This window comes from Rhizobium sp. 01N424 (assembly GCF_056399485.1).
On record NZ_JBFTRK010000003.1, the window covers coordinates 357,865 to 372,337 of the forward strand.

Below are 14,473 nucleotides of genomic sequence, written 5' to 3' on the forward strand. Positions count from 1 at the left end.
GCATCCGGCCTTTCGCGCCGGACACGGTCCCGGGGGAGGAGGTCAGCGCATCGCGATGACCATGCGGCAGAGCTTGACGAGGCTTGCCTCGTAGCCGCCCGAGCCGAGAATGTCCCGGCAGCGAAGCTTTACCTTGGCGCGCTCGGCTGCCGACATGTCATTGTAAGAGTAGGCTGGCCCATTCAGACCACGTGGCCCATTCGAGCCATTGGGATCTCTCGGCCCGTTCGGGCCATTGGGCCCATTAGGACCATTAGGGCCGGTCGGATCATCCGGATCGATGCCCGGCACACCGAGGGCGAGATCGACCAGCGTGTTGCCGCCCAATCCAGCTTTCGCCCTGGCGCTGACGAGGCCACTACCGCCGACATTGGCTTTGACGTCAGCATTCAGACCTTTGCTGCCGCCGACGCTTGCTGTCGTGCCGACTCCGAGCCCTTTTGTTCCGCCGCCGATGCTCGTCTTGCTATTGATGCCGCCGGATCCGCCAACGGATGCGTTGACGCCAAGTCCACCCTTCGATGTGCCGCCGACGCTGGCATTGACGCCGCTGGAGCCGCCGATGGACGCGCTGAGGCCGCGCCCGCCATTGTTGCCGATGCTGATGCCGTTACTGCCGCCTATGCTAAGGCCGCCGCCACTGCTTTTGCTGCCGCTGCTTGTGCTCCCGCTGCTCGTACTGCTCTTGGAGCCGCCGCTGAGGGCGTTTCCGAGGCCGCCGAGAAGGCCTTCGGCGCTAGCTTGGGACGGCATGATCAACGCTGCACAGCTGATGGCGAGTACAGTGATAGCCGATTTGTGATACTGCATTTCCAACCTCCAAAAGCGATTCCGCCAGGACCCCATGCCCAGGCTTGGAAATCAAAATCGGAAGCGCGCGCTTTCCGTATCGGATAGCAGCAACCAAAAGTGGTTGTCAGGTCTCCGATCGATACAGTATCAGAATATACGTAGATTCTAATATTGTGTAGGAGTTTCGCGCTAAGGTTGGTTTTGACTACTTGTAGAGCTAAGAAGCTGTAAACGAAATCGGCAAGACTGCGTCTATAATATTTTCTATTGCGTAATTTCTGGAAAGTGCCGAATTCTATAGTGATTGTTTTCATTGTGATTTCGGAGAATTTCCTTGCCTGAAAGCATATGTGGCTATTCTCGCAGAATAGCTGCGAAGGACGAGGCGTCAAATCGATACTTGTCTATGATGATATTCTAATTCAATCAAAAATTAGGGGTGGCGGCTGGTTTTGGCAGCACGCCTTGCTTGCAGATATGCAATGAAAAACCGGCCCTGCAAGCAGGGCCGGAGTGCAGGTGTGCCTGAGTGGAGATCAGAATTCTTCCCAGTTGTCGGCGGCCGGTGCGGCTGAACCGTGCGCTCTGGCAACACGGGAGACAAGCTGCAGAGCCGGAGAGGTATGTCTCGCAGCTGGACGATGCTGCATCTCGTTGCCGAGGCGGAACTGGCTGAGCAGGGCTCTGAGCACCTCTGCCTCGGAGGTCAGCTTGTGGCTTGCTGCGGTGCTTTCCTCGACCATGGCGGCATTCTGTTGCGTCGCCTGGTCCATCGAATTGACAGCCTGATTGATTTCCTTGATGCCTGTCGCTTGTTCGCGTGATCCTTCGACGATGGCCGCGACATTGGTATTGATGTCGGCCACCTGGCTGACGATCTCTTCGAGCGCCCGTCCAGTCTGGCCGACGAGATCGACGCCATTCTTGACGAACTCGCTGGACTGGTTGATCAGCGCCTTGATTTCCTTGGCGGCACTTGCCGAGCGCTGGGCGAGTTCGCGCACTTCCTGGGCGACGACGGCAAAGCCCTTGCCCGCCTCACCGGCGCGTGCGGCCTCGACACCGGCATTCAGCGCCAGCAGATTGGTCTGGAAGGCGATATCGTCGATGACGCCGATGATGTTGGTGATCTCGCGGGACGACTGCTCGATCTGCCCCATCGCCGAGACTGCATTGCGCACGACGATACCGGATTGCTCGGCGCCATGCTTCGTCTTGGCCACGAGCTGACCGGCCTCGCCAGCGCGGTGGCTGGAGTCGTTGACGGTGGTGGTGATCTGCTCCAGTGCGGCGGCCGTCTCTTCAATGGACGCGGCCTGCTGCTCCGTGCGTTTCGAGAAGGAATCGGCTGCGGCACCGATCTCGTGAGACCCGGCGGCGATCGCGGCCGTGTTCTCGCCGATCGTCACCATCGTATCCCGCAGCTTTTCCAGCGCAGTGTTGAAATCGTGGCGCAATTGCTCCATCGATGGGACGAAGGCGGTATTGACCGTCTGCGTCAGGTCGCCCTCCGCGAGATGTTTCAAAGCGCTGCCGAGCTGGCTGATCGCGCTCATTCGCTCGGTCACGTCGGTGGCGAACTTGACGACCTTATAGACGCGGCCATCGGCGCCGATGATCGGGTTGTAGGCGGCCTGGATCCATATCTCCTTGCCGCCCTTGCCATAACGAACGAACTCGTTGGCGATGAACTCCCCGCCTGCCAGCCGCCGCCAGAAATTGGCATAGTCTTCGGTGCGGGCATAGGCGGGATCGCAGAACATGCTGTGATGCTTTCCAGCGATTTCGGAGAGGCTGTAGCCCAGGCCTTTACAGAAATTCTCGTTGGCCGTCAGGATCTCGCCGTTCGGCTTGAATTCGATGACGGCCTGAGACCGGGAGATCGCATCGAGCTTGCCGGCGTCGTCGATCGCCTGGCGCTTGGCCGCGGTGATGTCGGTGGCAAACTTGACGACCTTGAAGGGCTTTCCGCCCTTGAGCACGGGATTATAGGTCGCCTGGATCCAGATCTCACGGCCGCCCTTTGCCAGCCGCTTGTAAGCGCCAGCATCATGTTCGCCGCGGCCAAGCCGGGTCCAGAAATCGCGGTATTCCGCGGTTGCGACCAAGGCCGGATCGCAGAACATGCTGTGATGTTTGCCGATGATCTCATCGAGACTGTAGCCGAGCGCTCGGCAGAAGTTCTCGTTGGCCTTCAGGACATTGCCTTTCAGATCAAATTCGATAACGGCTTGAGATTTCGAAATGGCATCAAGAATGTATTTTGCATCGGAAGATAAACCCAGCATCCCCGTTCCCCAATCATGTGCCGACGCTCTCGCCAGGCAAAGTTGATGAACTTACAGCTTTTGGATTTGAGGCCGGATTAATCGCGCTATACGCGAAAATCGCAACTATCAGAAATCGTAATACTGTCAGTTCGCAACCCATGATGATGGTGTGAAGGTTAATTTAGGGTATAAAAGGGATTGCTAATAAGATTTGTTTTTACGCCAAGTTCTTATGGGTGATTTCTACTGGGCGCAAAAAAGCCGCCTCGACGGCGGCTTTGATTTCGTGTGGCGCTGCCTTCCGTTAGGCGGCAACGAGTTCTTCGGCTTCGCTTTCCTTGAACATTTTCGCGAGGTTCAGGAAGCAGATCATGCCGTTTTCGGAGGCGATGATACCTTCGCAATAGGCGCGATCGAACGAGGCGGTGACCTCAGGAACGGGCTGAACCTGGCCGGAAGAGATCGTCAGGATGTCCGAGACGCGGTCGACGAGCATGCCGATGACCATGCTGTGGACTTCCGCGACAACAATGGCGCTGCGTTCATTGGCGACCGTGCTCTTCATGCCAAGCTTGTAGGCGAGGTCGATGATCGGGATTACCGAGCCGCGCAGGTTCATCACGCCGATGACATCCGACGGTGCATGCGGGATCGGGGTGGAGGGCGCCCAGCCACGGATTTCGCGGATGGTCGTCGTCTTCACGCAGAATTCCTGATCGTGCAGCCGGAAGGCAATGATCTCGAGCGTGTCGCCACTGAAACTATTGGAATTAATGGTGCTCATTAGAAATCTTCCCAATTCTCGTAAGCCAGAGCGGCTGCGCCGCCATTGGCGCGAACATTCGTTACGCGTTGACCACGTGGCGTTGCGCGTGCGGCAGGCGCTTCTGTGGCTTTGGTGTTGAGCTTAGCGAAAGAGTGTTGCGCAAATCTAAATTGCGACAGCAGCACCCGGAGGTTTTCGGCTTCCTTCGAGAGTTTGCCGCTGGCAGCCGTGGTCTCCTCGACCATAGAGGCATTGTCCTGCGTGACCTGATCCATCGCGTTGACAGCCTTGTTGATCTCCGTCAGCCCGGTGGACTGCTCGCGTGCAGCTGTAACGATCGCCACGACATTGCCGTCGATCTCGGTGACCTGCGAGACGATCTCTTCCAGAGCGCTGCCGGTTTCACCGACCAGCGTTACGCCGCTCTTGACATGTTCGGACGAGGCGGTGATCAGCGTCTTGATTTCCTTTGCCGCGTTTGCCGAGCGTTGGGCGAGTTCGCGGACTTCCTGCGCGACGACCGCAAACCCCTTGCCAGCTTCGCCGGCCCGGGCAGCCTCGACACCGGCATTCAAGGCCAAAAGATTGGTCTGGAACGCTATTTCGTCGATGACGCTGATGATGTTGCTGATCTCGCGCGACGAATTGGCGATCTGATCCATGGCGCCGATCGCCTTGCGGACGATGCTGCCGGAATGGCCGGCGCCAAGCTTCGTCTTGGCCACCAGGTCGCCAGCCTCACCGGCGCGCTTGGCGCTGTCGGCCACTGTCTGGGTGATCTGCTCGAGGGCTGCGGCTGTCTCCTCAACGGTTGCGGCCTGCCGCTCCGTCCGTCTGGACAATTCGCCGGCAGCGGTCGTCATTTCGCGGGAGCCATGCGCGATGGCATCGGTGTTTTCAGCAACGGTGCGCATGGCGCCGCTCAGACGTTCGACAGCGCTGTTGAAATCGACGCGGACCTTGTCGAGAGCCGGAAGGAATGGGGTCTCAATGGCGCCGGTCAGGTCGCCGGCGGCAAGGCGCGTCAGTCCTTCGCCGAGCTCATCGACGGCCTGCACGCGGCTGGTGATATCGGTCGCAAACTTGACAACCTTGAAGACGCGGCCGTTCATGTCGAAGATCGGGTTGTAGGACGCCTGGATCCAGACGACTTTACCGCCCTTGCCGACCCGCTTGAACTCTTCGGCAACGAACTGGCCGGCGGCAAGCTTGGTCCAGAATTCGCGGTAGGCAGGCGAGGCCGTATAGGCCGTTTCGCAAAACATGCTGTGATGCTTTCCGCGGATTTCCTCCAGGCTGTAGCCGAGGACGGAAAGGAAGTTGCCGTTTGCGGTCAAGATCTCGCCGGACGGGGTAAACTCGATGACGGCTTGCGCCCGGGAGATCGCTTCGATCTTGCCGATGGCATTTGCCGAATCGAGCTTGGCCGCGGTCACGTCAGTTGCGAACTTGACGATCTTGTAAGGCTTGCCGTTGGAGAGCAGGGGATTGTAGGTCGCCTGAATCCAGACGTCCCGGCCGCCCTTGCCGATGCGGCGGTATTCGCCGGAATCGAACTGGCCCTTGCCGAGCTTGGCCCAGAAATCCTTATAGGCCGCGGACGCGACATAGTCAGGATCGCAGAATATGCGGTGGTGTTTGCCGGCGATCTCCGAAAGTTCGTAGCCGAGCGTCCGGCAAAAGTTTTCGTTGGCCGTCAGAATATTGCCCTGCAGGTCGAATTCGATCACGGCCTGCGATTTGTTGAGCGCCGAGAACATGGCCTTGGCGTCGGAACCTGAAATAACTGAAAATAGCGGCATTGTCGTCCCTCTAAGGACTGCAGCACTCCAAAGCGGTGCGGGGCGAGGGCGATTGCCAGAAACAGGCACACAGATCGCCGCGCCTGCGGCGCATTCGATGCGGCAGGTCAGATCTCAAATAAAGCTGAAAACCCGGACGCTGCCCCCACAATACGCCCGGGTGTTTCTGCTGAAATAATATGATTAGTTAGATTAAAAATGAGTAACTGACTGAATATACTGATGTATATTAGTGTTTAATGCGTGAGTTCACGCAAACATACTTCGTGTTGGTTGCGGCCTCCGAAGAGGCCGCTCACCTCAGGTAATTGTCTTCTCGATTTCGGAGACTGCCCATTCGACCTGGTCCTTGGTGATGACCAGCGGCGGAGCGAGGCGGATCGTGTGCTCGTGCGTATCCTTGGCGAGCAGACCGCGCTCCTTGAGACCGTAGCAATACTGGCGCGCGCCACCTGCTTCGGGCTCGAGTTCGATCGCCAGCATCAGGCCGCGGCCACGTACGTCCTTAACGATGTTCGAGCGGATGGAGCGCAGACCTTCGAGGAAATAGTTACCCATCTTCTCGGCATTCTCGATCATGCCTTCCTCAGTGAGCACCTTGAGCGCGGTGCGAGCCACGGCGCAGGCGAGCGGATTGCCGCCGAAGGTGGAGCCGTGCTGACCGGGCTTGAGGACGCCAAGGACCTCGGTGTTCGAAAGAACGGCTGACACCGGATAGAAACCGCCGGAGAGCGCCTTGCCGATCAGCGTCACGTCGGCTTCGATGCCTTCGTGCTCTTCCGCAAGCAGCTTTCCGGTGCGGCCGAGACCGGTCTGGATCTCGTCGAGGATCAGCGTGACGTTGTGCGTGGTGCAGAGCTCGCGGACGCGCTTGAAATAACCGGCCGGAGGAATGATGACGCCGGCCTCGCCCTGGATCGGCTCGATCAGCGCGCCGACGGTGTTTTCGTTGATCGCGGCGGCAAAGGCATCGGCATCGCCGAAAGGGATGGTGCGGAAGCCCGGCGTGTAAGGTCCGAAGCCCGTGCGTGCATCCGGGTCGGTCGAGAAGCTGATGATGCTGAGCGTCCGGCCGTGGAAATTGTCGGAGCAGACGATGATCTCTGCCTTGCCTTCCGGCACGCCCTTCACCTCGTAGCCCCATTTGCGCACGGCCTTGATCGCCGTCTCGACGGCTTCGGCACCGGAATTCATCGGCAGGATCTTGTGCGATCCGGTCAGTGCCGCGAGCTCTTCATAGAGATGGGCCAGCTGGTCGTTGCGGAAGGCGCGGGAGGTGAGTGTCAGCTTGCCGGCCTGTTCGACCATCGCGGCCAGTATCTTCGGATGGCAATGGCCCTGGTTCACGGCGGAGTAGGCCGAGAGGCAATCGAGGTAACGGTTGCCGTCGGTATCCCAGACGTAGACGCCTTCGCCGCGGGTCAGCACGACATCGAGCGGCTTGTAGTTGTGGGCGCCAAGCCGCTGTTCGGTGGCGATCAGGTTTTCAGATGCGTTCATGGCTGGTTCCCTCGGATTAGGCGGCGCGGGTCGGACGATCGAAGATACGGCGGCCGAAAAGGCTGGCGGTCAGTTCGACAAGAACGCGGGCGCTCTTGCCGCGATCGTCCAGAAACGGATTGAGTTCGACGAGATCGAGCGACGATACGAGGCCGCTGTCGCAGAGCATCTCCATGACGAGGTGCGCTTCGCGGAATGTCGCTCCGCCCGGCACAGTCGTTCCGACGCCCGGTGCAATATCGGGATCGAGGAAATCGACATCAAGGCTGACATGCAGGAGGCCGTTGGCTTCTTCCACCGCAGCGAGGATCTGCCGCATGATCGGCGCGATACCCTGTTCGTCGATCGAGCGCATATCGAAGACGTTGACGCCGTGCTTCTTGATCAGCTCGCGTTCCGGCGCATCGACCGAACGGATGCCGACTTGAAAGACGTTGCGCGGATCGACCAGGGGCCGGGCCTTTGGAAGAACTTCGGCGAGGTCAGCCTGACCGGTGAAGAACGCGACCGGCATGCCGTGAATATTGCCGGAGGGCGAGGTTTCCGGCGAGTTGAAATCCGAGTGGGCGTCAAGCCAGATGACAAACAGCGGGCGGCCCTGTTCGGCGGCATAGCGTGCCATGCCGGAGACGCTACCCATCGACAGGGCGTGATCGCCGCCGAGGATCAGCGGAAGACGTCCGGCAGCTGCTGCTTCATATGTACTCGCTTCCAGCGCCCGGGTGAACGCGCCGATGATGCGCAGATTGTGGGCTTTCGGATGATTGGGCAGGTCGCGAGCCGGCACGATCTGCAGGTCGCCGTCGTCCTTGACGTCATGACCGAGCTCGATGAGCGTCTGGTCGATCCCTGCGATGCGAAGTGCTGCCGGGCCCATTGCGGCGCCCCTGCGGCCGGAGCCTTCTTCCAACGGAACGCCAATGAGGGTGACTGCGCGCGATTGAACGTCCATTCCAAGCTCCGGATTCGAGTTTCGAGCTGCATATTCGGCTATTGCCGCGGCGACAAAAAGATGGAAAATTGCCAAAATAAAATCCACATTGTACAAATTGCTCACACCATTCGATCAAAGTGAAAGTCATGGACGACCTCGATCAGGAACTGCTCAGCGCTCTCAGACACAATGCAAGAACGCCGGTATCGTCACTGGCAGCGATGACGGGCGCCTCACGGGCGACCGTTGCCGCGCGGATCGACCGGCTTGTTGCCAATGGCACGATCGCGGCCTTCACCATCCGGACGGGGCATGAAGTGCGCTCGGCGGGCGTCCGGGCCATCATTCTCATCGAGGTTCTCGGCAAACTGGCCGACAAGGTGGCCGACCAGCTGCGTGGGTTGCCTCAGGTGCGTGCCTTGCACAGCACCAATGGCAAATGGGATTTCATCGCCGAACTCGAAGACCGGGATCTCGTGTCCTTCGACGAGACGCTGCGGCGCATCCGTCTGGTCGACGGCATCAACGTGACGGAAACCAACATCCTGCTGAAAACCAGTAAGACGATCTTCTAGGGCGCGAGCGTCAATACTCGTGCTCGTAAACGACGCCCGCTTCACCCGAGCCATTTCCGCCCGCAGCACCGCGAAGCTTCACACCGCGGCCGACATCGAGATTGATGATCGCCTTGGCACCGGCCGCACCGCCTTGCTGCAGTTCAAAATAGGTGCGCTCGTTGAGATAGCGGCCGACGCTGACGCTGGTCTGGCCCTTTTCATCGGTACTGATGTCGAGATCATCCACGCCAAGCTGGTTGCGCAGGCCCTCGAAAAGCGAGGTCGACCGGCCACCGGCGAGCTGGCTGACTGCATCGGCAAGCTGAGCGATCTGCACCGGCGAAAGCTTTGACATCGACTGTCCGAAGATCAACTGCGCCAGGACTTCATCCTGCGGCAGGGCCGGTGACGACGAGAAGGTGATGGCCGGGTCGGTCGCCAGACCACCGACATCGACCGTCAGCGTCGTCGTGCCCGAGGTCGAGCTTGCCTCCATATCCAAAGCAGGGGTCAGGTTACCTGCGAAAGTGATGCGGCTCTTGTCGGTGAAGTTCATGCGGCGGTTCAGAATCGTCAGGCGCCCACGCCGCATGGTGAAGCCGCCGGAGACGATCGGAGCTGCAGCCGTCCCCTTGATGGTCAGACTGCCGCCAAGCTCGGAATCGATGCCGCGGCCACGAACGAAGATCTGCGACGGCGCATTGAGCTGAAGATCGAGCGTGATCGTCGAAGACTTTTCGCCAGGCTTCGGCGGGCTTTCGTCGCGCAGTTGCTTGAGCACCGCGGCGGGCGCGTGGATGTGCCTGATGTCGATTTCGCGCAGCGAGGTCGGCAGCTTTTCCGGCACCGTGACGGAGGCCTTCTCCAGATCGAGGCGTCCGCTCAAGGTCGGGTTGGACAGCAGCGGACCACGCAGACCGACGGTGCCATCGACTGTTGCGACGACGAGCGTGCCATCGACATAGACGGCCTTGTCCAGCTTGACGTCGATATTGACGGGATAACCGCCATTCGGCTGAATGCCGATCGTTCCGGTGGCCGAGATCGCGCCGCCGCTCGCCAGATTGGCGCTGAAGCGCGAGATCGTCGCCTGCTGGCCGTTCATGGTGACGCTTGCAGTCAGGTTATTGAGGGCCAGGTTGCGGCGAACGTCGATCAGCTTGGCGCCGCCGGTGTTGACGCTGCCGTTGATAACGGGACCACCGGCATTTCCGGTAATGCGAAGATCGATATCCGCCGCGCCTTCGGCAACGAAGCCTTGCTGGGCGAGCTGCGCGCCGAGAATGGCGAAGGGCAGGTTGCCGCGGAACTGAAGGTTCAGTGCCTTCTGCCCGGCAATGCCAACACTGCCGCCACCCTTCATCGACAGGCCGCCGTCGCCGGAAAGGCCGGTATCGAGCGTCAGCGTGTTGCTGGCAAGCTTTCCATTGGCGGTGATGCCGAGTGGCGCAAGGCCAGCGCTCTTTGTCTGACTGGTCTGCGCATTCTTCCAGTTGAGCTTGAAATCGACATCGGGGATCGGAAGCTTGCCCGCGGCATTGGCGCTGCCCGAAATTGCCCCTTCGGCATCAAGATTGGGAACGAAGGCGTTGGCGATGCCGGCCGGCAGATTATTGATGTCAGCGTCGGCGCGCAGCGAATTCGCCTGAGGGCCGGCAACCTCGAAGCTGCCCTTCGCCTTGACCGACAGCGAACCGCTGCCGTTGGCGTTGACGTTGAAATTCAGCGTATTACCAGAAAGTCGGCCATCGGCCGTGACGCCGAGACCGGTAACATTGGCGGCCTTGGTGTGACTTGTCGCGGCGTTCTTCCAGGCAAATTTGAAATCGGCCGCCGGATTGGGGAGCTTTCCGTAAGCTCTGGCGGTTCCGGAAATCAGTCCCTCGGCGCCAAGGCCCGGCACGAAGGGGTTGGCAAGGCCGGCTGGCACGTTGGTGATGTCGGCATCGACCGAAAGCGCGTTGGCATCGGGGCCGGAGATGGCAAAGTTGCCGGTTGCCTTCAGCGACAGGCTGTTCTTGCCGCTTGCCGCCGCGTCGAAATTGATGCGGTCGTCAGCGAACTTGCCCTTGGCGGTGACGTCGAAGCTGGCGAGCTTGGCTTTCTTCGTCTGATCCGTCGCGGCATCCGTCCATGTGAGGTCGAAGTCGGCATTCGGTCTCGGCAATTTGCCGGAGGCCTTGGCCGTTCCCGATATCAGACCCTCGGCGCCAAGGCCGGGAACGAAGGGATTTGCCAGCCCGGCCGGTACATTGCCGATCGTGGCATCGACGGAGAGGCTGTTTGCATCGGGACCGGCAACGGTGAAGCTGCCCGCTGCCTTCAGCGATAGGCTGTTCTTGCCGCTTGCTGCGGTATCGAAATCGAGCTTGCTGTCGGCAAACTTGCCCTTGGCGGAAACGTCGAAACTCGCAAGCCCCGCCTTCCTGGTTTGGCCGGTCGCGGCATCGGTCCAGGTCAGGTCGAATTCGGCGCTAGGGCGTGGCAGCCTGCCGGAAGCCTTGCCGGTCCCTGAAATCAGTCCTTCGGCGCCAAGGCCTGGAACGAAGGCATTTGCCAGCGAGGCCGGGGCGTTGCTGATATCGGCATCGGCCGTCAACGTATTCGCTTCGAGCCCTGAAACGACGAAGTTGCCCTTGGCTTTCAGCGCCAGGTTCTTTGCGCCGGTGGCGTCGACGTCGAAGGCGAGCTTGTTTTCGGCGAAGGTGCCAGTTGCGCCGATGGCCAGTTTGGCAAGGCCGGCCTTGACCGTCTGACTGGTTGCCGCGTCCTTCCACGACAGGTCGAACTGCGCGGTGGGGTTGGGGAGCGTGCCGGAGGCTTTGGCGGTGCCGGATATGACGCCGGCGGCGCCAAGATCGGGAACGAAGGCGTTGGCGAGCCCCGCAGGCACGTTGGCGACTTCGGCATCGACCGACAGGGCCTGGGCATTGGCACCGGCGACCATGTAGTTGCCCGAGGCCTTCAGGGATAGTCCCTTGCCGCCATCTGCGGTGGTTTCGAAATCCAGCCTGTTGTCAGCGAGCTTGCCGCCTGCGGTGATCGCGAAGCCGGAGAGACCTGCGGCCTTGGTCTGGCTTGTCGATGCGTCCTTCCAATTCAGCTTGAAGTTCGCGATCGGGGCCGCCGGGGTGCCGGTTACCGTGACCGTGCCGGAAATGCTGCCTGCCGCCTCGAGCTTCGGGACGAAGGTGTTGGCGAGGCTGGCGGGGAGGTCCTTGATCGTCGCATCGATATCGAGTGTTTCTCCGGCCGAGCCCGAAACGCTGACCGAACCCTCACCGGTGCGGATCGTCAGGCCATCCAGCTTTGCTGCTCCACCGGCGATCGTTACGGCGGTCGGCGCAGAAAGCTCGACGGCAATATTCCGCGGCTTTGCCGATAGCCGGTCGAGCTCGATCTTCATGCTGCCGTCGTTGGTTTCGACTGCGCCGGCGGCGACCAGCGGATTGGCATCGTAGACAGAGGTTAGATCGAAATTGGTGCGGTTCTGCTGCTGCGTGAAATTGACCGCCAGGCCGCTGATGGTGTTGGCGCCCGAAGAAATCTCGTCGGCCTTGATGATGCCGTTCGCTGCAAAAGCTTTCAGATCGCTGACGGTGATATCGATATCCGGCTTCACCAGCGACAGGCCGTCGCGCCTGACGCCGCTGCCGCTGGCCTTCGCCTTGATGGAGATTTTGCCACCGTCATTGGCGATGTCGAAGGCCCCCTTCAGATCGCCCTCGGCACGTTGTCCTGCCAAAGCTGCCAGCAGGCCGACATCCGGAAAATCGAAATTCAGCTTGCCGCTCGGCAGGAAGGATGGCGTCAGCTCGATATTGCCGTTCAGCTTGTTGCTGCCGGCATCGATGGAGATCGACGGAATGCTGGTCGTCCCGTCTTTCGACTGGACATTGGCATTGATCGCCAGCGGCTGGCCGTCGATCGCACCTTTGGCGCTGACCGTCGCCTGCGGCGCATCGGGATCGGCGGTTCCGGAGAGAGCGACGTCTAGACCCGAGAGCGTACGGCCAGCGGTCTGAAGCGCCGCAGATTTCAAGTTCGCCTTGATGGCGAGCGCGGTCAGTGGGCCACTGATATTGGCCGTGTAGGCCAATTCGCCGCCGGTATCCTGAACGAGCTTGCCGATATCAGGCAGCCGTCCGCTGAGATCGGCCGCCAGCGTGTCGCCGTCGAGGGTGACGTTGCCAGCGGTTTCCAGGCTGCCCGATTTCACCACGAGGTTCGACAGATTGATCTTCGAAGGAATCGTGCCTGCAACCTGTGTCTCGATCGAAATCGGCGTGTCGAAACGCGGCGCGATCGCCACCGGGAGGGCCGCCGGTTCGATCGTCAGCTTGGCATTGCCTGTGAGCGCCTGGCTCTCGAGTCTGTAGGTGCCGTTAACGCTGCCGCTGGCATTGGCGCTTTCGAATGTCGTGCCGTTGAAGCCAATGCTATCTGGCGCGATCTGAAGCGGGGCTGCCAGCGTGACCGGTCCCTGAACCGCCCGGTTGATGTCGGGATTGATGAAGGCCGTATCGCCGGCCACAAGACGGACCTGCACGCCGCCGCTTTTTTTGGCGATGTTGAAGGCATCGCTCTTGGCCGTCAGCTTGACGTTGCTTGCCGTGGCCTGAGGAACGGTGATCGCGTCCAGGGATGCGCTGGCATTCAGCCGGGCAGCCTTGGCGTCGCCGGTCAGAGCGACATTGAGGCCGCTGACGAGCAGGCGCGCTTCACCCTTTTCGAGCGGCCAGCGGAAATCGACAGGGCCGGATGTGCCGAGAACATTGGCATTCAGGCTGTTGTTACCCGCCGGATCGAGCGTGCCGGAGGCGGCGATGACGACGCTTCCGGTGGCGATGTTGCCGGTCTGGATGTCGATCTTGCCCTTGTTGTCGAAAGTGGCGGCCAGATCGATATTGGTCTGCCCTGCAAAGAGCGGGCGGAAGGGTGGGGGCAGGAGCGAGCTCAGATCCCCGCCGCCTTTCAGGTTGATCTGGTGAAGACCCTCCGGCGTCAGTACATGCTGGCCTTCGATCGAAGCGCGGGGCTGTCCATCGAGGGCCGCCAGCAGCTTGGCCTTCCAGTTCGAAATCGGACCGTCGCCATCGATCGACAGATTGACGGATGGATCGCCCGGCAGCGACAGCAACGTCGCCATCACGCCGCCCTTCGGTTCGGCAAGCTGAGCCTTGAGGCGAAGGTGGTTTTCCTCGGGCATGAAGGCAACGTCGGCGTTCAGCTTGGCGTCCGGCACCGACTGGCGATTGACGTTGAGAACCGCGTGGCCACCGTTCTGATCGGCCTGGAGATTGCCGCCCGCGACCAGCGTGAAGGCGCGGCCGACAAGCTGCTCGCTGAGATTGATCTGCGGGAGCGCAATGTTTTCGATGTCGATCTTGATAGGCAGCTTGAAGCCGGCTTCTTCGCCGGTATCCGGCGGCGACGGCAATGTGCGCACCGGCTTGCGGACGACGGTGATCGACTGGATGCCGATCTGCTTGGCGTGGAACGTGCCGGTCAGCAGCGCCAAGGGATTCCAGTTGATAGAGATTCCTCTCGCTTCGGCGAATACACCACGGGTGTCAGATATCGTGATCTGTGCAGCATCGAGGCCGCCTGTCAGCAGGCTGCCAGGCTCGCGGATCGAGACGTTCATGTCCCGGTTGGAGATGATCTCCGCGACTTTTTCGGTAACGATGCGTGAGCCGAAGGAAGTGAACCCGAAAATGACGATCGCAATCGCGGCAACGACAAGCACAAGGCCAAGGCCATAGCCCAGCAGCCTTACGATCCAGTTCATGAGTTTCGTCAGTGCTTGCATGAAGGCGGACACTATCCCGTTCGCATGGCGGTGCAACGGG

General features: G+C 60.5%; 8 protein-coding genes. 1 reads left to right on the forward strand and 7 read right to left on the reverse strand.

Annotation, left to right across the window (positions count from 1 at the left end; translation table 11 throughout):
- Window positions 1-42 precede the first annotated feature (42 nt).
- The 6 genes from AC1DNK_RS12205 to rocF all read right to left on the reverse strand — a co-directional run bounded on the left by AC1DNK_RS12205 (window position 43) and on the right by rocF (window position 8,082).
- Window positions 43-810, reverse strand: a complete 768-nt coding sequence (locus AC1DNK_RS12205; RefSeq protein WP_477941305.1) for a hypothetical protein — start codon at window positions 808-810, stop codon at window positions 43-45.
- A 518-nt stretch (window positions 811-1,328) separates the two neighbouring features.
- Window positions 1,329-3,080, reverse strand: coding sequence for a methyl-accepting chemotaxis protein (locus tag AC1DNK_RS12210; RefSeq protein ID WP_477941307.1), 1,752 nt, complete (start codon window positions 3,078-3,080; stop codon window positions 1,329-1,331).
- A 286-nt stretch (window positions 3,081-3,366) separates the two neighbouring features.
- Entirely contained in the window at window positions 3,367-3,846 is a 480-nt protein-coding gene (locus tag AC1DNK_RS12215) for a chemotaxis protein CheW (protein WP_112385744.1), read from the reverse strand.
- On the reverse strand, window positions 3,846-5,630 hold the full coding sequence (locus tag AC1DNK_RS12220; protein WP_112385743.1) for a methyl-accepting chemotaxis protein: 1,785 nt from the start codon (window positions 5,628-5,630) through the stop codon (window positions 3,846-3,848). Before AC1DNK_RS12220 ends, AC1DNK_RS12215 begins: the two co-directional genes overlap by 1 nt.
- A 300-nt stretch (window positions 5,631-5,930) precedes the next feature.
- A complete protein-coding gene (rocD, locus tag AC1DNK_RS12225; RefSeq protein ID WP_112385742.1) occupies window positions 5,931-7,130 on the reverse strand; it encodes an ornithine--oxo-acid transaminase in 1,200 nt (399 codons plus the stop codon).
- 16 nt (window positions 7,131-7,146) lie between these two features.
- A complete protein-coding gene (gene rocF / locus AC1DNK_RS12230) occupies window positions 7,147-8,082 on the reverse strand; it encodes an arginase (RefSeq protein WP_310296231.1) in 936 nt (311 codons plus the stop codon).
- Between the two features lie 128 nt (window positions 8,083-8,210).
- Between rocF and AC1DNK_RS12235 the strand changes: the two genes are divergently transcribed.
- Window positions 8,211-8,639 carry an Lrp/AsnC family transcriptional regulator gene (locus AC1DNK_RS12235; RefSeq protein WP_112385740.1) on the forward strand — a complete coding sequence of 143 codons (429 nt, stop codon included), beginning with the start codon at window positions 8,211-8,213 and terminating at the stop codon, window positions 8,637-8,639.
- A 10-nt stretch (window positions 8,640-8,649) separates the two neighbouring features.
- Here AC1DNK_RS12235 and AC1DNK_RS12240 read toward each other — a convergent pair whose 3' ends face one another.
- Window positions 8,650-14,433, reverse strand: coding sequence for a translocation/assembly module TamB domain-containing protein (locus tag AC1DNK_RS12240; protein WP_477941422.1), 5,784 nt, complete (start codon window positions 14,431-14,433; stop codon window positions 8,650-8,652).
- Window positions 14,434-14,473: the final 40 nt, after the last annotated feature.